We start from the raw sequence: 18,340 nt of genomic DNA on the forward strand, positions 1-18,340 counted from the left end.
CGCTTTTAACGCGTCACTTCGCTGCCGCCGCTAAGCAAACGCAGCATCTCCTCGCGACGCGGCAAGCCCTCCCAGTCGCCTTTGAACTGCGTCGCCAGCGCGCCGGACAGATTGGCGCGCTCGAGTGCCGACTTGAGATCGGAGCTGTCGCTTTGCCGCTCGTTCTCCAGCCATGCGGACAGGAAGCCCGAGGCGAAGGCGTCCCCTGCGCCGACCGTATCGACGACGCGCTTCACGACGTGCGGCTCCGCCATGACGGCGGCCTGGGCGGAGAAGGCGACGGAGCCCTGCTCGCCCAGCTTCAGCACGACGATCTTCGGCCCCATGCCCATGAAGTCGGCGCCGTATTCGGCTTCGCTCTTGGACCCGAGCAGAAACTCGGCCTCTTCGAGTCCCGGCATGAACACGTCGCAAAGCGGGATGAGCGACAGGAGCGTCTGGCGCGCCTTTTCTTCGGACCACAGCTTGCGCCGCAGATTCGGATCGAACGACACGGACAATCCTTCGCCGCGGGCGGCGATCATCGCCGCGCGAATGGCGTTTTCGGCGCCGTGGCTGAGCGCCGGCGTGATACCCGTCACGTGCAAATGGCCGGCGTTCGCGAACCATTCCGGACGGATATGCTCCTGCGTCAGCATGCTGGCCGCCGAGCCTTTGCGGTAGTAATAGACGTTAGGGTCGCCGTAGCCTTTGAATTCTTTGAAATAAATCGCCGTCGGATGGCTGTCGTCACGTTCGGCCAGACTCGTATCCACGCCTTCGCCCGCCAGCGTCGACAAGATCAGATCGCCGAACGGATCTTTGCCAAGGCGGCTGATCCAGCGCACCTTAAGCCCCATGCGCGCCAAGCCGATCGCCACGTTCGATTCCGCGCCGGCGACGGAACGCGTGAAGAGAGGCGCGTAAGCCAGCGGCCCGTCGTGGATCGGCTGCATAAGCACCATGCTCTCGCCGATCGTGACGACGTCCGCCCAATTCGCGCTCAAGCTCCCGCTCCTTCGCGTACGGCTTCGGCGAACGCGCGGGCGCGCGCCGTCAGCTCCTCGAACCGGCCTTCGGCGATCAGCTGCTTGTCGACGAGGTTGCCGCCCAGCCCGACGGCCACGGCGCCGGCATCGAACACCGATTGTATGTTGCCCAGATTGACGCCGCCGGTAGCGATCATCGGAATATGGTTCAGCGGCGCCCGAATCTCCTTCAAATAGGCGGCTCCGAGCGATGCGAACGGAAAAACTTTGACGGCCGACGCGCCGGCCTTGTACGCCTTGACGATCTCGGTCGGCGTCATCGTGCCCGGCCAAACTTCGATTCCGTTCTCGGCGCCGTAATAGACGATCTCTTCGTCCAGGTTAGGAGAGATCAGGTACTCGGCTCCCGCCGCCACCGCTTCCTTCGCCTGTCCGATGTCCAGCACCGTCCCCGCGCCGATCCGGAGCTTGCCCGCGTACCCTTCGCGAAAACGGGAGATCATCCCAAGCGCGCCGTCCGTATTAAGCGTGACCTCCAGAAATACGATTCCGCCGTCCGCGAGCGCCTTCGCCGTCCGGTCGCCGTTCGCTTCATCGATGCCCCGAATGATCGCCACGATTTTTTCGCGGGACAGCTCCTCAAGCAATTTTTTCATGAATAACCACTCTCCCCATACAATTCAAAACGTCAATGTTCTCAGTTTATCACCATCATCGGACAAGTTAAAGTTAGGAATGCGACATAAATAAACTTAAATAAACGCAAATAAACCGCATCTCTGTCGCAGCGCACAGAGATGCGGTCCGTAAATATCGAATACAAAACCTCGATCAGCCGCCGGCCGGAGCCTGCTGTCCGTTCGTTTGCGCTTGTCCTTGGCCTTGGCTCTGCCCCTGGCCGCCTCGCATGCCGCCGCCAAAGCCGCCTCCGAATCCGCCGAGGCGGATCGATTCGGCCTCTTGCGTCCCCTCCTTCAGCGTCACGGTGATGACGTCGTCCGCCTTCAGATCTCCGATCGCGATCTCGGTCTCGGTTCGCTGGCCGTCCGCCATCTCGGTTTTGAAAATTTTCGTCGCGTCCGTGACGGTAATATCCTCGGTTTCTTCCGTGAACATGTTCGCCATATCCGGACGCTGTCCTCCCTGTCCGCCTTGCCTGCCTTGTCCCGCCTGACCGCCGGCTTGACCGTCAGCGCCCTGCTGCGGCGGATCGCCGCTCGGCTGCTGCGCGTCTCCGTTCGGCGCAGCACCGTCGCCCTCGTTTTGTCCGCCGCCTTGGCGATTGCCGCCCATACGTCCCCCGCCTTGGCCTGACTGGAACGAGGACTTGTAGATCGTGATCGTATTGCCGCTTACGCGCTTGATCTTGCCGAGCGTCCCCATCGCCTGCATGCCGCCGAAGCCGCCGCCTTGACCGGCCGCAGCCTGATCGCCAGCGGTTGCGCCGCCGGACTGATCGCCGGCAGCCGCCTGCGCAGGCGCAGCAGCCCCGCTATCGTCGGCTTTGGAGCCGCACCCTGCCAGCAATGCAACCGTTAACGCCACCCCCGCGAGCATCGTCCATTTATTGTTCATTCGCCCAACAACTCCTCCCATGTCCTATGAGCAAGGTATCACGGGCAAATGAATGGATCATGAACAAAATCTGAAATTTGGATAAAACTTCCCGTCAGCTCGCGTCTTCCGCAAATTTGCCGCCTGAAAATTGGCTATTGTATAGGTCGGCGTAAAAACCGCCGCTGGCAAGCAACGCCTCGTGCGTTCCCTGTTCGATCACGGTGCCCTTGTTCATGACGAGAATCAAATCGGCTTCCCGGATCGTCGACAGCCGGTGCGCGATGACGAAGCTCGTGCGTCCTTGCATGAGCCGGTTCATCGCCGTCTGGATGTTGGCTTCGGTACGCGTGTCGACGCTGCTCGTCGCTTCGTCGAGGATCAGAATCGCGGGATCGGCCAAAATGGCGCGGGCGATCGTGAGCAGCTGCTTTTGCCCTTGCGACAGGTTCGAGGCTTCCTCGTTCAGAACGGTATCGTAGCCTTCAGGCAGCGTGCGGATGAAATGGTCAGCGAACGCCGCCTTCGCGGCATCCACCACCTCGGCTTCGGTCGCGCCGGCCCGGCCGTACGCGATGTTGTCGCGGATCGTGCCGCCGAACAGCCAAGTATCCTGCAGCACCATGCCGAACAGGCTGCGAAGGTTGCCGCGCTTCAGCTTGGCGATGTCGGTTCCGTCGACCGTGATCGTGCCGCCGTTCACCTCGTAGAAACGCATGAGCAGGTTGACGAGCGTCGTCTTGCCCGCGCCGGTCGGACCGACGATCGCCACGGTTTGTCCGGCCTTCACGTCGATGTTCATGTCCGCGATAAGCGGCGCGTCGTCCTTGTAGCTGAAATCCACATGCTTGAAGGAGACGTGTCCCACGACGTGAGCGGGATCGAGCTCCTTGCTCTCTTCGGGCTTCTCCTCGCTCTCGTCAAGCAGCTCGAACACCCGCTCCGCCGACGCGATCGTCGACTGGATGATGTTGGCGATGTTCGCGGTCTGGGTGATCGGCATGGTGAATTGGCGCGCGTATTGAATAAAAGCCTGAATGTCGCCGATATTGATCGACTGCCGCGTGACGAGCACGCCGCCCACGACGCTGATCGCGACGTACCCGATGTTCCCGATGAAGCTCATGAGCGGCATCATGATGCCGGAGACGAACTGCGCGCGCCAGCCGGCGTCGTACAGCCGGTCGTTGATCGCGTCGAACTTTTCGACCGCCTTCTTTTCGTGGCCATATGCCTTGACGACCTGATGGCCGGTGTACATCTCTTCGACGTGGCCGTTCAGCTCGCCAAGATTTTTTTGCTGGCTTATGAAGTAGCCCTGCGACTTGCCGGCGATGGCCTTGATGACCAGAAAGCTGAGCGGCAGCGTCAGAAGCACGATGAGCGTCAGCAGCGGGCTGATCGTCAGCATCATGACGATGACGCCGACGATCGTGACGACAGACGTGATAAGCTGGGTCAAGCTCTGCTGCAGCGTATTGCTGATATTGTCCACGTCGTTGACGACGCGGCTCAAGATCTCGCCGTGCGTGCGCGAGTCGAAAAACTTGAGCGGCAGCCGCGCGAGTTTCTCGTTAACGTCGTTGCGAAGCTTGTAGACGGTGCGCTGGGCGACGCCGGCCATGAGATACTGTTGAATATAGCTGAAGACGGCGCTTAAAATATACAGCCCGATCAGCCAAAAGATGATCATCTCGATGCCGTGCCAGTCGATCTTCGCGTTCGGATCGCCGTTCATTTTTCCCATGATGCCCGCAAAAAGCTTGGTCGTCGCATGACCGAGGATCTTCGGACTCAGAATGGAAAAAATCGTACTGACGATCGCCGCCGCGAACACCGTAATCAACGTGAATCGAAAAGGCATCAAATAGCCGACGAGTCTGCGAAACGTGCCTTTGAAATCCTTCGCCTTCTGCACCGGCATGCCCGGTCTTCCGCCCGGATGTCCGCCGAAAGGGCCCGGTCCGCCCGGCCCGCCGCCTTGTCGCGGAGGCGCCGCTCTTCCCGCTCCTTGTTGCTGACTCATGCGATCTCCTCCTCCGACAGCTGCGAAGAAACGATTTCCTTGTAAATCTCGCTCGATTGCAGCAGCTCCCTGTGCGTGCCTGCGGCGGCGATCTTGCCATCGTCCAGCACGATGATCCGGTCCGCATCCATGACCGTGCTGACGCGCTGCGCGACGATCAGAACGGTCGCCTCGGTCGTCTCGCCCTTCAGCGCGGCCCGGAGCTTCGCGTCCGTCTTGAAGTCGAGCGCCGAGAAGCTGTCGTCGAAAATATAAATGTCCGGCCGCCGCACGAGCGCGCGGGCGATGGAGAGGCGCTGCTTCTGACCGCCGGAGACGTTGGTGCCGCCCTGCGCGATGTGCGCGGCGAACCCGCCTTCCATGCCCGATATGAATTCGGCCGCCTGGGCGACCTCAGCGGCGTGTCTAAGCTCCTCGTCGGTCGCGTCTTCTTTGCCGTAGCGGATGTTGTCCGCGATCGACCCGGTGAAGAGTACCGCCTTCTGGGGCACGAGTCCGATCAGGGATCGAAGCTCCGCTTGCGGACGCTCCCGAACGTCGGTCCCGCCGATCCGGATGCTGCCCGAATCCACATCGTAGAACCGGGGGATCAGATTGACGAGCGTCGACTTGCCGGAGCCCGTGCCGCCGATGATCGCGGTCACTTCGCCCGGCTCCGCCCGGAAGCTGACGTTTTTCAGCGCCGGCTGCTCCGCGCCGGGATAGCTGAACGTGACATCGTCGAACTCGACGACGCCGCGCAGCTCCGCGCGGCCGGCGCGCACATGCGGCGCGTCGTTGACGACGGGCGACATCTCCAGCACCTCGTTGATGCGGACGGCCGAAGCCGAAGCGCGCGGCACCATCACGAACATCATCGACAGCATGAGCATCGAAAACATGATTTGCATCGCGTATTGGAGGAACGCCATCAGGTCCCCGACCTCCATGTGGCCGTGGCTGACCCGGAGACCGCCGAACCAGATGATCGCGACGCTCGAGAAGTTCATGATCAGCATCATGAGCGGCCAAAGCACGGCCATGATCTGGTTGACCTTGACCGAAGTCTCGGTCAGGTCGCGGTTCGCTTCGACGAATCGCGCCTGCTCGTGGCCGATCCGTCCGAATGAACGGATGACGCGGATGCCCGTCAGCCCTTCGCGCAGCACGAGGTTCAGCTTGTCGAGCTTTTTCTGGATGACTCTGAACAACGGAATGCCCTTGCGCGCGACCAGGACGATCGTCAGCACGAGCACGGGCACGGCTACGACGAGCACGAGCGACAGCCGGGCATCCTTGGATACGGCCATGATGATGCCGCCGATGCTCATCATCGGCGCCATGACCATCATCCGCAGCATCATCATGAGCACCTGCTGCACCTGGTTGATGTCGTTGGTCGTGCGGGTGATCAGCGATGCGGTGCCGATCTTGTCGAACTCCTGCAGCGAATACTGTTCGACGCGCGTGAATACGCGGCCGCGGACGAGCCGCCCGAAGCCCGCCGAGATACGCGAAGAATAGTAGCTCGCCAGTATCGATACGCCTGTGCCTGCGAGCGCCACGGCGAGCATGAAGCCGCCGATGCGCAGGATATAAGCGGTGTCTCCGCCGCGCTTGACGATGCCCTCGTCGACGATATCCGCCATCAAGGTCGGCAGATACAGCTCGGACAGCGACTGCAGCAGGATCAGCGCCATGACAAGGACGACGAGAGCCCTGTACGGCGCGAGCAGTCTGAACAGCTTTAACATGGACGTCATCCTCTCCCGGTTCCAAGGTTTGGTGCTTCTGAACAAACGGATACCCCTACCGTATCCTTCAATTATGAATTCAATATGAACCAAAGCGGGTTTGTCCGCAAGTCTCAAATGGCATAAAATAGAGAAGACGCTCATTCGACGGGAGGCAGACGGCATTGCTTTTTATCGACAACGGCGGAGGCAACGATCCCGCCCTTAATCTGGCTCTCGAGGAGTACGCCCTTCGCAAGCTGTCGGGCGACGAGCCGATCCTGCTTTTTTTACATTAACAGGCCTTCCATCATCATCGGCAAAAACCAGAATACCGCAGAAGAGGTGAATTCGGCTTACACCGAAGCGCACGGCATCGACGTCGTCCGCAGGCTGTCGGGCGGAGGCGCCGTCTATCACGATCTCGGCAACTTGAACTTCAGCTTCATTACCCGGGACGACGGCAACTCGTTTCACAACTTCCGGAAGTTCACGGAGCCGGTCGTCAAGGCGCTGCGCCGCATGGGCGTCGAAGCGGAGCTGTCCGGCCGCAACGACATACAAGTCGGCGAGCGCAAAATATCCGGCAACGCGATGTTCGCTACGGGGGGAAGGATGTTCTCCCACGGCACGCTGCTGTTCGATTCCCGCATGGAGGATGTGACCGCCGCGCTGAAGCCGAATCCGCTCAAGTTCGAGTCCAAGGCAACCAAGTCCATCCGCGCGCGCGTCGCCAATATTTCGGAGTTTTTGACGGAACCGATGACGATCGGGCAGTTCAGGAGCCGCATCCTTTCGTCGATTTTCGAAGGCGCGTCCGAGATTCCGCAGCTTCGGCTTACCGAAGCGGATTGGGAAGCCGTCCGCATGCTTGCCGACGAGCGCTATCGCAGCTGGGACTGGAATTACGGGCTATCGCCGGCGTTCAACGTCCAACAGCGCAAGCGGCTGACAGCCGGCACGTTCGACATCCGCATGAACGTGCAGGAAGGCCGCATCGCGGAAGCGGCCGTGTACGGCGACTTCTTCGGCCGGGGCGAGATCGCCGACGTGACCGAGATGCTTCAAGGGCTGCGCTACGATCGGGAGTCGCTCGCGGCCGCGTTCGAAGGCGTGGACCTGACCTTCTACTTCGGCGCGGTCACGCTGGAAGAATGGCTGGACCTGCTGATCTGAAGCCGAACGAGCTTCAAGCCGGAATATACGAACGATCCCTACTTGACAGGAGGCTATCTACGATGACCAACTCTCTTCAATCCTGCACCGTGCTGCATAATGGCGTCCGCATGCCCTGGCTGGGACTCGGCGTCTGGAAAATGGACAACGACGCGCAGGTCGTCTCCGCCGTGCGGGCCGCGCTCGACGCGGGCTATCGCAGCGTCGATACGGCCGCGATTTACAAAAACGAGACGGGCGTCGGGCAGGCGATCCGCGAAAGCGGCGTGCCGCGTTCTGAATTGTTCGTCACGACGAAGGTTTGGAACGACGACCAGGGCTACGACAAGGCGCTGGCCGCCTACGACGCTTCGCTTGGCCGGCTCGGTCTCGACGACGTCGACCTGCTGCTCATCCATTGGCCGGGCACCGACAAATTCGTCGACACCTGGCGCGCGTTCGAGAAGCTGTATGCGGACGGACGGGTAAAAGCCGTCGGCGTCAGCAACTTCAACATCCGTCATCTGGAGGAGCTCAGGAAGCACAGCGATCTCGTCCCGATGGTCAACCAGGTCGAATACCACCCGCTGCTCGCCCAGCGCGAACTGCTCGGCTATTGCCGGGAGAACCGGATCCAGCTGGAAGCTTGGAGCCCGCTTATGCAGGGCAACCTCGATCACGAGTCGCTGCGTTCGATCGGCGCGAAGCACGGCAAAACGCCGGCGCAGGTCGTGCTCCGCTGGGATATCCAGCATGGCGTCGTCACGATTCCGAAGTCGGTGACGCCGGCGCGGATCGCGGAGAACGCGAACGTGTTCGACTTCGAGCTGAGCGCGGACGAGATGGCGCTCATCGACGACCTGAACCGCGATCATCGCTTCGGCGCCGATCCGGACAAGTTTCTGTTTTAACCCGCAAAGAAGCCGTCGCCGCATGTCCGTTGGGACTGGGGAGACGGCTTCTTTTTCGATTGGCGCGCGCCGACCCGGTTATCTCGCAAAGCTCGCGCGCCCCATGAGATTAAGCGCGGGTTGTCAGAACCATGCCGATCTCTCGATAACACAGGACGCCTGGTTGTTCCTGTTTAGGAACAAAGCTTGACTCTCACATACAAACGGCGACGGTCTTCCTCATCAGGAACAATACCGGGCGCTCCCGCGCAAACGGCGCCGTTTGTTCCTCATCAGGAACAATACTGCCTTCTCCTGAGCAAATGTCCTCGGGGCGTTCCTGACCGGGAAATTTGTCGCCCTCTCGCGCGCGGAAGGCACCCGGTTGTTCCTCATCAGGAACAACCCCGCTCCTGCCTGCTGCTATCGTGCAAAAGTGCATCATTCAAGACTGGTTTGTGGGCTTTTGGCGGTATATCGCGCAAAAGTGCACGATAGATCGCCGCTTCATGCAAGAACCAGGACTAATCGAGTAAAAATGGTGCACTTTTGCGCGATAGACGGAACGACGAACAGCGACGGCTGTCGATCGAGCACTTTTGCGCGATAGCCACATCCATGTCTGCCGTTGTCGCTATAATCGATTGATGAGGAGCAGCACCGACCGTGTCACCTCGCATAACTGACGCTTGGCCAAATCCGATCCCAACGCTTGGCCTCGATTCTACGCTCGAAAATGTCGTAGAGTGCCGGATTCGCAGCGAACGCGGGCGTTGGCGCGACCAACATGGCGACGACATCGGCCAGCCCGTGCGGCGCGCCAAGGACGGGCTGGCCGTCCGCGTCGAGCGACAAGGCGAGCGCAGTAGCGGTCTCCGGGTAGTTCGCGACGGCGTCCAGCGATGACCGGTAAGGCGCTCGGCCGCTAACCGCATGCATACGCGCCTGATTTTTGACCGACCAGGGCATGTCCGGCATTCGCAAGCGAAGCTCGGTCTCGTACCGTTTTTCGGTCGCCTCGTCCGGGTCGCCGGCGTCGAAGTAAATCACGTCTATGTCCGGCAGCCGCGTACGCGCGGACATGCCGGACAGAACGTCCCATACCTTGCTTCGAACGAAGCCCGCGGCGATCCACCAGTCTGGCAGGTTCAGCTCACGCGCCGCTTGCAGCGCCGACATCATCGTCTCGTCCGCCTTAACGAGCGTCAGCAGCTCTCGCTCGTCCATCGGATCAGATCCCCTCGAGCCGCAGCTTGTCCGCCGTTCGCTTCAAGATAGGCGGCGCCGGCGCGCGGAATTCGCGACCGTCCGGCAGTATGACGCGCCAGGCGTGCAGCAGCTGATGATTGATGCCTGCGTAAATTTTACCGCCGTACTTCACGTCGCCGAGCAGCGGATGCCCGATGCTCTGGAGGTGCGTGCGGATTTGATGCGTCCGCCCGCTGACGAGTTCGATTTCGACCAGACTGTATCCGTCCCCTTGGGATATCGCCCGGTATCTCGTCGTCGCGGACAGCCGCTTTTCGTCCGCACCGCCGGCAGCGACCCGCGTGCGGTTGCGCTTCTCGTCGCGCACGAGCTCGTCCGTGAGCTCGCCTTCGCCCTCAAGCCTGCCTTCGACGATCGTCACGTAATATTTCTGAAGCTCGTGCTTCTGAATCCATTGATTGAGCTGGTGCAGCATCCCGGCCGTCTTGCCGACGAGCACGAGCCCGCTCGTGTTGCGATCGAGCCGGTTGGCCGTCGCAGGCATGAACATCGGGCTGTCCAGCTCCCCATTGCGGTACAAGTAGGCATGCACCCGATTGATCAGCGTATCCCGTTGATCCGTTTGATCCGGATGCGTGAGCATACCGGCGGGCTTCAGCGCGACGAGCAGCTGATCGTCCTCGTAGACGACGTGAATATCGGCGTTGACGCCCACGTATTTCGTCTTTTGCTGCCCGATGGAAGCTTCCTTGTATTGTTCGTCTTCCATATAGATCGCCAACTCGTCGCCGGCAGCCAGTTCGTAGTCCTGCTTTTTGCGTTTGCCGTTCACCCGAACCTTGCCGGAATCGATCATTTTGTAGATCTGGCCTAGCGGGATGTTCGGCAACAGATTGCGGAGAAAACGGTGCAGACGCTTGCCGCTCTCCGAAGGCGTAACTTTGCGATTGATCATTGGCGTAAACGCTCCTAGCTTCGATTCGAAAATGGTTGAAGACGCTATTGCCGATTATAACTGATATTGGCTTCGGCCGACAAAAAAAAGCCGCCCGATCCGAAAGGATACGAGCGGCTTGAAGCCGTCTGAGACAGCTAACGCTTCGACGGGTCGTACGCCTCTCCGGCCGCCGCCGGTCCGCGAACCGACTTGCCGACCGCGCCCGCCAGCACGATCAAGGTCAGAATGTACGGCAGCATATACAGGAACTCGGTCGGGATCGACTGCGAAAATTCGAAGCGGGTCAGGAAGTTCCGCAGCGCCTGCGCCATCCCGAAGAAAAAGGCGGCGCCGAAAACGCCATAAGGGTTCCAGCGTCCGAAGATGAGCGCAGCGATGGCGATGAAGCCCTGGCCCGAGATCGTGCTGTGCGAAAAGTTGCTCGTCGTCGTGAGCGTGATCGTCGCGCCGCCCAGACCCGCCAGCGCGCCGCTGATCAGCACGCCGATATAGCGGTACTTGGTAACGTTGATTCCCACCGTATCCGCCGCGCCCGGATGCTCGCCGACCGACCGCAGCCGCAGCCCGAACGGCGTCCTGAACAGCATGTACGAGCTGAGCGGCACCAGGATGTAGGCGATATACGTGGTCGGATAGCTGTTGAAAAAAGCTCTACCAACAAACGGAATGTCGGACAGCAGCGGGATCGGCCACTTGGCGAATACGTTCTGCAGCTGCGAGGTGTCGCCTGCGCCGTCGAAAATGATCTTGACGAGATATAACGTAACGGCGACGGCCAAAATATTGATGACGACGCCCACGATCGTCTGATCGGCTTTGAGCGATACGGTCGCATAGGCGTGCAGCAGGGCGAATACGAACCCGCAAAAGACGCCCGCGATCAGTCCGACCCATGGCGAGGAAGTCGTCGCGCCGCCGTCCGTCTCCATATAGTAGCTCGCGATCGCGGCGCCGAACGCGCCGGCGGTCATCATGCCTTCGAGACCGATGTTGAACACGCCAGAGCGCTCGCTGAACACGCCCCCAAGCGCTGCGAAGATGAGCGCGACGGAAAAGACAAGCGTGGAATTGATGAGATCAGCCAACGTTCCCATTCATGTCAGCCCCTTTCCGTTCGCGCGCTTTGCGCTTTTTTGAACATCGGCTGGATCACGGTGCGGATCAAGCCGTGGGAGGCGACGAAGAAGATAATGCTGCCGATGACGATTCGAACGATCTCGGACGGCACGTCGGCTTCGAAGTTCATGCCCGCCGAACCGTAGGTCAGTCCGCCGAACAGGATCGCGCCGAGCAGAATGCCGATCGGATGGTTGCCGCCGAGCAGCGCGACGGCGATGCCGTCGAAGCCGTATCCCGCGGACGCAGCCTGCACGACCTGATAGTGGAATACGCCGAGCACCGAGAAGACGCCGCCGAGTCCGGCGAACGCGCCCGAGATCATCATCGTCTTGATGAAGCTCGCCTTGATGTTGATGCCTGCGGACTTCGCCGCATCGGCATTGTGACCGACGGCGCGCAGCTCGAAGCCCTGCTTCGTGCGCCACAGCAGCACGTAAAAAAATGACGACGCAGAGCAGGCCGACCCAGATGCCCCAGTCCATACGCGCGCCCTCCATGAATTTCTGGAGCCAGCCGATGGACAAAGAGGCGGTCTCGTCGATGTTCGGCGTCTTCTGCTCGCCCTTTTTTGACCAGAAAATCGCGGAGAATGTAGTTGGACAGGTACAGCGCGATCCAGTTCAACATAATGGCCGAGATGACCTCGTTTACGCCGCGATACGCCTTCAGCCAGCCGACGAGCGCGCCCCACAGCGCGCCGCACAGCATGCCGACGAGCAACGCGAGCGGCGCGTGAATGAACGCGGGCAAGTGCACCTTGAGACCGATAAACGTCGCGGCCGTCATGCCGATGATGTACTGGCCGTCCGCGCCGATGTTGAAGATGCCGGCACGGAAGGCGAAGCCGACCGCAAGGCCCGTGAACAAGATCGGCGTGATGGCGACGATCGTCTCGCCGAAGTCGTATTTGGTGCCGAATACCGTCTTCCAGAGCGCGCCGTAGGCTTCGAACGGATTGTAGCCGCCGATCCACATGACGATCCCGCCGCAAAGCAGCCCGAGCACGATCGCGATAAACGGAATATAGGTGGAAGGTTTATTGAAAATTTCAGCCGCTTTGTTCATGCCGACGCTCCTTTGCCAGCCTGCATTTTGCCCGCCATCATCAGCCCGATCTCGTCGTCTCCGGCTTTCAGCGGATCGACCTCGCCCATGATCCGGCCGTCGAAAATGACCTGAATGCGGTCCGACAGCCGGTGAAGCTCGTCCAGCTCGTAGGAGATCAGCAGAACGGCCTTGCCTTCGGCCCTCGCCTGCAGGAGCCGGTCATGGACGAACGAGATCGCCCCGATATCGAGCCCCCGCGTCGGCTGAACGGCGATGAGCAGCTGCGGATCGCGCTCCATCTCGCGCGCGATGATCGCCTTCTGCTGATTGCCGCCGGAGAGCGAACGCGTCTTGTTATGAATATCCGGCGTCCGCACGTCGTAAGCTTCGATCAGCTTCGAGGCGTGCCGGTCGATTTCGGATTTGTTCAGGAAGCCGCCTTTGAAAAACCGGTCTTGCTCGGGCGATCCCAGGATTAAGTTTTCGCTGACGCTGAAGTCGAGCACGAGCCCGTGCTTCTGGCGGTCCTCGGGAATGTTCGCCATCCCGGCCTTGATGCGGTCCTTGATCGAATCGCGCGCGATATCTCTGCCGTTCAGCCGGATGCCGCCGCTCTGCAAGCTCCGCAAACCCGTTAGCGCTTCCACGAGCTCATGCTGCCCGTTGCCGTCGACACCCGCGATGCCGACGATCTCGCCCGCCCGGATGTTGAAGGATACGCCGTCGACGACCGGCTTTCCTTTGTCTGCGCCCGCGACCGTAACGCCCGACAGCTCGAGCACGATCTCGCCCGTCTTGGCGGCTTCCTTCGGTTTGTCGAGCGACACGCGCCGCCCGACCATCTTCTCGGCAAGCTCGCTCTCGTTCGTCTCGGACGTATTCACCGTGCCGACGACCTTGCCTCTGCGGATGATCGTGACGCGGTCGGATACTTCCATGATCTCTTTGAGTTTGTGCGTGATCAAAATAATGGACTTGCCTTCGCTTGCGAGCCGCTTCAAAATTTGCATCAGCTCGTGTATCTCCTGAACGGTCAATACGGCCGTCGGTTCGTCGAAAATGAGGATTTCCGCGCCGCGGTAGAGCGTCTTCAAGATCTCGACGCGCTGCTGCATGCCGACCGTTATATTCTCGACCTTCACCGTCGGGTCGACCATCAGTCCGTAGCGTTCGGACAGCTCCTTGACCTTGGCGTTCGCCTGCCTGTAGTTGATGGACAGGCCCTTGGAAGGCTCGATGCCGAGCACGATGTTCTCGGCGACCGTGAACGGCTGGACCAGCTTGAAGTGCTGATGGACCATGCCGATGCCGAGCTCGATCGCTTTGCCGGGACCGTCGATCGCCTGCGGCTTGCCGTTCACGCGGATCTCGCCCTCGTCAGGCTGATACAGGCCGAATAATATGCTCATCAGCGTCGACTTGCCGGCGCCGTTCTCCCCGAGCAGCGCGTGAATCTCGCCCTTGCGAAGCTCCAGGCTGATCGCGTCGTTCGCGACGATGCCGGGAAAACGCTTCGTGATGCCTCTAAGCTCGACCACCGGTACCGCTTGCCCCATCTGATATCAGCTCCTGTCCCCATATCAAAAGCGTTAAAACGGAAGAAAGGACAAGGCTCGCGAAAGCGGCCTTGCCCTTGCGGAGATTCCGTGCAGCGCCGGAATTATTCCGTCGGAACCGTGATTTCTCCGCTGATGATCTTGTTCTTGTAATCCTCGACCTTGTCGAGAATTTCCTTGGAGACGTTCGGATTTTCGACAGGCAGGCCTACGCCGCCTTCTTTAAGTCCGAGCTCGACCGTCTGGCCGCCGTGGAAGTTGCCGGCGAGCAGGTCGTTGGAGACGCGGTAAACGGCTTCGTCGACCTTCTTGACCATCGAAGTCAGCGTCACGTCGTTGCCGAACTCGATCGATTGGTCTTTGTCGACGCCGATGACCCATACCTTTTTGCCGGCCTTGAAGCGATCCTTCGCTTCGTTGAAGACGCCGTTGCCGGAGCCGCCCGCAGCGTGGAAGATGATGTCCGCGCCGCCGTCGTACATCGTGGCCGCAGCCAGCTTGCCTTGGTCCGGCTTGCTGAAGTCGCCGACATAGTTCACATCGATCTTCGCGTCCGGATTGACGGCCGCAACGCCCGCTTTGAAGCCCGCTTCGAACTTCTTGATGACCGGCAGCTCCATGCCGCCGACGAATCCGATCTTGTTCGTCTTGGTCGTCAAGCCTGCGACGACGCCGACGAGGTAGGAGCCTTCGTTTTCCTTGAACAGGACGGATTCGACGTTGTTCAACGCTTCTGTCGGCGTTGTGTCGATCAGGGCGAGCTTGGACTCGGGGTTCGCTTTGGCGACGGTCGTAGCCGCGTCCGCGAACAGGAAGCCGATGCCCCAGGTCAGGTCGTAGCCGTCTTTGACGAACTTCGTCAGAAGCGGAATGTAGTCGCTGTCCTTTTTTGCTCTCTTGATACTTCGTCTCGGCGCCCGTATCCGTAGCGATTTTCTGCAGGGCTTCCCAGGCTTGCTGGTTAAACGACTTGTCGTTGACGCCGCCGAGGTCGGTAACCATGCCGATCTTCTTGCCCTTGCCGTCGGCCGGAGCCGCGGATTCGCTGGCGGACGCCGAAGGGGAAGCCGAAGGGGAAGCCGAAGGCGACGCGGACGCGCTGGCCGAAGCGCTCGGGCTGGCGGATTCGGAAGCCGATGCGCTGGCGCTCGACCCCGCTCCGCTATTGTTGTTCTTGCTTCCGCAGCCGGACAGCACCAGCAGCATCGCCATCATGGCGACGAGCATCAGGCTAAGCGGCTTCATCGTGCTTTTCTTCATGCTTGATTCTCTCCCCGTCTCTTGAACTTGTATTTGCATCTACGGCGCGGGACCCCAGGGACCGCTGTACGAGCCGGCGAATGGAGGCCGCGAACCGCGGTAGCCATAAATTAGCGTTGCTTCAGCAACTCGGTCATGTAAGCGAAAAATCCGTCGCGGTCGACGTCGTAGATCAGGTTGACCGGCCTGCCTCCGTCCGACAGCTCCGTCCTTCCCTGCGCCGCGCCGTCGGTTCTGACGATGCTGTTCACCGTCTTGACTTTGACCAGATCCGGCTTGCCCACATAAGCGGCGGTCAGCACGTCCCATAAATAATAAGTCGAATTGGTCGCATGGAAAATGAGCGGCGGAACGAGCGCGTAGCACTGGCCGACGAAGTCGATCGCCTCGTGCTTGCGAAGCTTGGCCCAGGCGTCTCTTGCGGCGAGCGTGAGCGGCACCTGGTTCGTGCTCTCCAGCGCGACCATGTCGATCCGTAGTCCGCTCTCCCATACGCGCGCGGTCCCTTCGGGATCCCAGAACGCGTTCCACTCGGCCGTGCCGTCGTGCTCGGGCTCTTCGACGTTGCCCTTCGGCAAGAACGTACCGCCCATCCAGACGACGCGGTCGATTCGCGCTTCGATATCCGGGGCATCGCCCAGCGCGCGGGCAAGATCCGTGAGCGGTCCCGTGAATACGAGCGTCGTCTTGCCTTCGGCCCGACGCACGGCGTCGATCAGGTGAACATGCGCCGGCTTGTCCGAGATCGGCGTCAGAACGGCCTCCGCTTCGTTTAGAATCGGGAAGGCGTCAACATAATAAGACATGATCCGCCATGCCGCGGGGAACGGATTTTTGCCGCGCGAATTCGATCGGGATACGTCGAGACCCGCCCGCGGCGCCCCGCCGAACCGGTCGATAATCTTGCGGCTCGCTTGTACGGAAGGCTCAAGATAGCCGTCTGCGCCGATGACCGAGACGCCCGTCAATTGAATGTCCGGCATGCGGAGCAGCAGGAGCAGCGCGACGAAGTCGTCGCCGCCGCCGTCATGGTTCATATATACGTTCAACGTCCGACCACCCTTTTTGAACCTTTTTGCAATTCGATTTGAACGAATGTCCTGTTATCTTTTATAACTCATTAGTCACACAAACGCCAGACCCAATTGAAAATACCTTTTACCCGTACGTCGGATTTGTGAACCCGGTTGAATTTTTTGCTGAAAAGCCGCAAATGTTGGATAAAACACTTTAATCCGCTTGGCATTTACGTTTTTAAACGCATGCGAATGTCAACTAAATTAACAAAGTCTCGAAAATTCCGGCGAGCCGTTCTTCAATCAAACGTTTAACCCGTGATACAATGTATAATATCACAAGCGAAGGCCGGTGAGCAGATGAATTGGATTGTCTCCATTGCCGAGCAAAAAATACGCGATGCCGAAAAATCGGGACAGCTCGAGGGGCTGCCCGGGCACGGCAAGCCCCTCCCCGATGACGATCTCGCTGGCGTGCCCGAGGAACTGCGACTGTCTTACAAGCTGCTCAAAAACGCCGGCGCCCTTCCCGAAGAGCTGCAGATCCGCAAAGATCTCGTATCGCTATCCGATTTGCTCGAAGCGTGCCGGGATCCGGAGCGGTCGGAAAAACTGAAAGGCGAGCTGACCGAAAAGCGTCTTCGCTATCGGCTTATGATGAACGAGCGGGGCTGGACGCAACAGGACGCATACGAGCAGTATGCGGACGCGGTTTACGCCAAGCTGACGCGCGCAAACGACAAAACGCCTTAAAGCCGAAAAGAGATTTGCGAATTCAACGAGGAGGGGATCGGGATGGACAACTGGCTCGAAGCGCTGCCCAAAGCGGATTTGCACCTGCATCTGGACGGATGCGTGAAGCCCTCCACGCTGCTCGCGCTGGCGGCGGATCGCGCCTACCCGCTGCCCGCGGACAACGCGGAGGATCTGCTGCCCTACATGCAGGTCGACGCGGGCTGCGACAGTCTGACTACTTATTTGGAAAAATTCAGTTTCGTGCTTCCGCTGCTGCAAGACGCCCCCGCGCTTAAGCGCGTTGCGAAAGAGACGGTCGAGCAGGCGGCCACTCGCAATTGCCTTTACATCGAAGTCCGCTTCGCGCCCGCGCTGCATACGAGCGAAGGCTTGACGCCGGAAGATGCCATCGCCGCCGTGCTCGACGGACTGAAGCGCGGTGAAATGGCCTGCGGCATCGTCGCCCGTCTCATCGTCATCTGCATGCGGCACCACGACGACCGGATCAATCTCCCGGTTATACAGGCCGCCGTCGCCCTGCGCGGCCAGGGCGTCGCGGCCGTCGATTTGGCCGGCGACGAGGCCTCGCATCCCGCGGAAAAGTTCCGGGGCACCTTCGCCGCGGCGCGCGAGGCCGGCATCCCGATCACGATTCATGCGGGCGAAGCGGCCGGCCCTTTCAATATTCGCGAGGCCGTGGAAGGGCTGGGCGCGATGCGCATCGGCCATGGCATCCGGCTGCGGGAAGACCCCGGACTGCTCGACTGGATTCGGGAGAGACGCATTCCGCTGGAAATGTGCCCGACGAGCAACATTCAGACGCGAGCGGTAGCGGACTGGGACGATTACCCGATCCGCGCCTATTACGATGCCGGTCTGTACGTCACCGTCAACACGGACAATCCGACCGTCTCGGGAACCGATATGACGCGAGAATGCGAGACGATCGCGTCGCGCTTCGGATTCACGCCCGCCGAGCTGGCAGGGCTGATGCGCGCCGCGCTGCTGGCGTCGTTCGCGGAGCCGCCCGTCAAGCAGCGGCTGCTGGCGCGGTTCGACGAGATCGCCGGACGCCTCATGACCGACGTCTCCCGCGCGGATTAACGCCCCGAACGCCAACAGTCCGGTCCCTGCG

13 protein-coding genes and 3 pseudogenes are annotated in these 18,340 nt (G+C 60.5%); 4 read left to right on the forward strand and 12 right to left on the reverse strand.

Annotated elements, in window-relative coordinates; genetic code table 11:
* Nucleotides 1-5 precede the first annotated feature (5 nt).
* The 5 genes from OMP40_RS31075 to OMP40_RS31095 form a co-directional block, all read right to left on the reverse strand.
* Nucleotides 6-986 carry a sugar kinase gene (locus tag OMP40_RS31075; RefSeq protein ID WP_277537063.1) on the reverse strand — a complete coding sequence of 327 codons (981 nt, stop codon included), beginning with the start codon at nucleotides 984-986 and terminating at the stop codon, nucleotides 6-8.
* Nucleotides 983-1,624 (reverse strand): bifunctional 4-hydroxy-2-oxoglutarate aldolase/2-dehydro-3-deoxy-phosphogluconate aldolase, encoded by a 642-nt coding sequence (locus OMP40_RS31080; RefSeq protein WP_277537065.1) that lies wholly within the window; start codon nucleotides 1,622-1,624, stop codon nucleotides 983-985. Before OMP40_RS31080 ends, OMP40_RS31075 begins: the two co-directional genes overlap by 4 nt.
* 175 nt (nucleotides 1,625-1,799) lie before the next feature.
* Nucleotides 1,800-2,543, reverse strand: coding sequence for a hypothetical protein (locus tag OMP40_RS31085; RefSeq protein ID WP_277537066.1), 744 nt, complete (start codon nucleotides 2,541-2,543; stop codon nucleotides 1,800-1,802).
* A gap of 94 nt (nucleotides 2,544-2,637) precedes the next feature.
* A complete protein-coding gene (locus OMP40_RS31090; protein ID WP_277537068.1) occupies nucleotides 2,638-4,548 on the reverse strand; it encodes an ABC transporter ATP-binding protein in 1,911 nt (636 codons plus the stop codon).
* Nucleotides 4,545-6,281, reverse strand: coding sequence for an ABC transporter ATP-binding protein (locus tag OMP40_RS31095; protein ID WP_277538146.1), 1,737 nt, complete (start codon nucleotides 6,279-6,281; stop codon nucleotides 4,545-4,547). The genes OMP40_RS31090 and OMP40_RS31095 overlap by 4 nt, the downstream gene beginning before the upstream one ends.
* 164 nt (nucleotides 6,282-6,445) lie before the next feature.
* Here OMP40_RS31095 and OMP40_RS31100 point away from each other — a divergent pair.
* Both OMP40_RS31100 and OMP40_RS31105 read left to right on the forward strand, forming a co-directional pair.
* Nucleotides 6,446-7,436, forward strand: a pseudogene (locus OMP40_RS31100) (lipoate--protein ligase).
* Nucleotides 7,437-7,498: 62 nt separating this feature from the next.
* Nucleotides 7,499-8,326 carry an aldo/keto reductase gene (locus OMP40_RS31105; protein ID WP_277537069.1) on the forward strand — a complete coding sequence of 276 codons (828 nt, stop codon included), beginning with the start codon at nucleotides 7,499-7,501 and terminating at the stop codon, nucleotides 8,324-8,326.
* A 648-nt stretch (nucleotides 8,327-8,974) separates the two neighbouring features.
* On the opposite strand, the gene OMP40_RS31110 is transcribed toward OMP40_RS31105, so the two are convergent.
* The 7 genes and pseudogenes from OMP40_RS31110 to OMP40_RS31140 form a co-directional block, all read right to left on the reverse strand.
* The gene (locus OMP40_RS31110; protein WP_277537071.1) at nucleotides 8,975-9,532 is read right to left on the reverse strand and encodes a nucleotidyltransferase family protein; all 558 of its coding nucleotides are present in this window, start codon (nucleotides 9,530-9,532) and stop codon (nucleotides 8,975-8,977) included.
* 4 nt (nucleotides 9,533-9,536) lie between these two features.
* Nucleotides 9,537-10,469, reverse strand: a complete 933-nt coding sequence (locus OMP40_RS31115) for an RluA family pseudouridine synthase (RefSeq protein ID WP_277537073.1) — start codon at nucleotides 10,467-10,469, stop codon at nucleotides 9,537-9,539.
* Between the two features lie 137 nt (nucleotides 10,470-10,606).
* The gene (locus tag OMP40_RS31120; RefSeq protein WP_277537075.1) at nucleotides 10,607-11,566 is read right to left on the reverse strand and encodes an ABC transporter permease; all 960 of its coding nucleotides are present in this window, start codon (nucleotides 11,564-11,566) and stop codon (nucleotides 10,607-10,609) included.
* Nucleotides 11,567-11,571: 5 nt separating this feature from the next.
* Nucleotides 11,572-12,656, reverse strand: a pseudogene (locus tag OMP40_RS31125) (ABC transporter permease).
* Complete coding sequence (locus OMP40_RS31130) at nucleotides 12,653-14,194, reverse strand: ABC transporter ATP-binding protein (RefSeq protein WP_277537077.1); 1,542 nt, start codon at nucleotides 14,192-14,194, stop codon at nucleotides 12,653-12,655. Before OMP40_RS31130 ends, OMP40_RS31125 begins: the two are co-directional and overlap by 4 nt.
* 104 nt (nucleotides 14,195-14,298) lie before the next feature.
* A pseudogene (locus OMP40_RS31135) lies at nucleotides 14,299-15,439 on the reverse strand (BMP family lipoprotein).
* 125 nt (nucleotides 15,440-15,564) lie between these two features.
* Nucleotides 15,565-16,491 (reverse strand): nucleoside hydrolase, encoded by a 927-nt coding sequence (locus OMP40_RS31140; RefSeq protein ID WP_277538147.1) that lies wholly within the window; start codon nucleotides 16,489-16,491, stop codon nucleotides 15,565-15,567.
* Between the two features lie 339 nt (nucleotides 16,492-16,830).
* On the opposite strand from OMP40_RS31140, the gene OMP40_RS31145 reads away from it, so the two are divergent.
* A complete protein-coding gene (locus tag OMP40_RS31145) occupies nucleotides 16,831-17,223 on the forward strand; it encodes a DnaJ family domain-containing protein (protein WP_277537080.1) in 393 nt (130 codons plus the stop codon).
* Nucleotides 17,224-17,265: 42 nt separating this feature from the next.
* Nucleotides 17,266-18,309, forward strand: a complete 1,044-nt coding sequence (gene add / locus OMP40_RS31150) for an adenosine deaminase (RefSeq protein ID WP_277537082.1) — start codon at nucleotides 17,266-17,268, stop codon at nucleotides 18,307-18,309.
* The last annotated feature ends 31 nt before the right edge of the window (nucleotides 18,310-18,340 follow it).

Origin of the sequence: Cohnella rhizosphaerae (genome assembly GCF_029525575.1) — a bacterium.
Lineage (GTDB): Bacteria > Bacillota > Bacilli > Paenibacillales > Paenibacillaceae > Cohnella > Cohnella rhizosphaerae.

Coding starts and splice junctions, on each gene's coding strand:
- OMP40_RS31090 (WP_277537068.1), bottom strand. CDS start 4,548: ATGAGTCAGCAACAAGGAGCGGGAAGAGCGGCGCCTCCGCGACAAGGC.
- OMP40_RS31145 (WP_277537080.1), top strand. CDS start 16,831: ATGAATTGGATTGTCTCCATTGCCGAGCAAAAAATACGCGATGCCGAA.
- OMP40_RS31080 (WP_277537065.1), bottom strand. CDS start 1,624: ATGAAAAAATTGCTTGAGGAGCTGTCCCGCGAAAAAATCGTGGCGATC.
- OMP40_RS31140 (WP_277538147.1), bottom strand. CDS start 16,491: ATGAACCATGACGGCGGCGGCGACGACTTCGTCGCGCTGCTCCTGCTG.
- OMP40_RS31115 (WP_277537073.1), bottom strand. CDS start 10,469: ATGATCAATCGCAAAGTTACGCCTTCGGAGAGCGGCAAGCGTCTGCAC.
- OMP40_RS31130 (WP_277537077.1), bottom strand. CDS start 14,194: ATGGGGCAAGCGGTACCGGTGGTCGAGCTTAGAGGCATCACGAAGCGT.
- OMP40_RS31110 (WP_277537071.1), bottom strand. CDS start 9,532: ATGGACGAGCGAGAGCTGCTGACGCTCGTTAAGGCGGACGAGACGATG.
- OMP40_RS31105 (WP_277537069.1), top strand. CDS start 7,499: ATGACCAACTCTCTTCAATCCTGCACCGTGCTGCATAATGGCGTCCGC.
- OMP40_RS31095 (WP_277538146.1), bottom strand. CDS start 6,281: ATGTTAAAGCTGTTCAGACTGCTCGCGCCGTACAGGGCTCTCGTCGTC.
- OMP40_RS31085 (WP_277537066.1), bottom strand. CDS start 2,543: ATGAACAATAAATGGACGATGCTCGCGGGGGTGGCGTTAACGGTTGCA.
- add (WP_277537082.1), top strand. CDS start 17,266: ATGGACAACTGGCTCGAAGCGCTGCCCAAAGCGGATTTGCACCTGCAT.
- OMP40_RS31120 (WP_277537075.1), bottom strand. CDS start 11,566: ATGGGAACGTTGGCTGATCTCATCAATTCCACGCTTGTCTTTTCCGTC.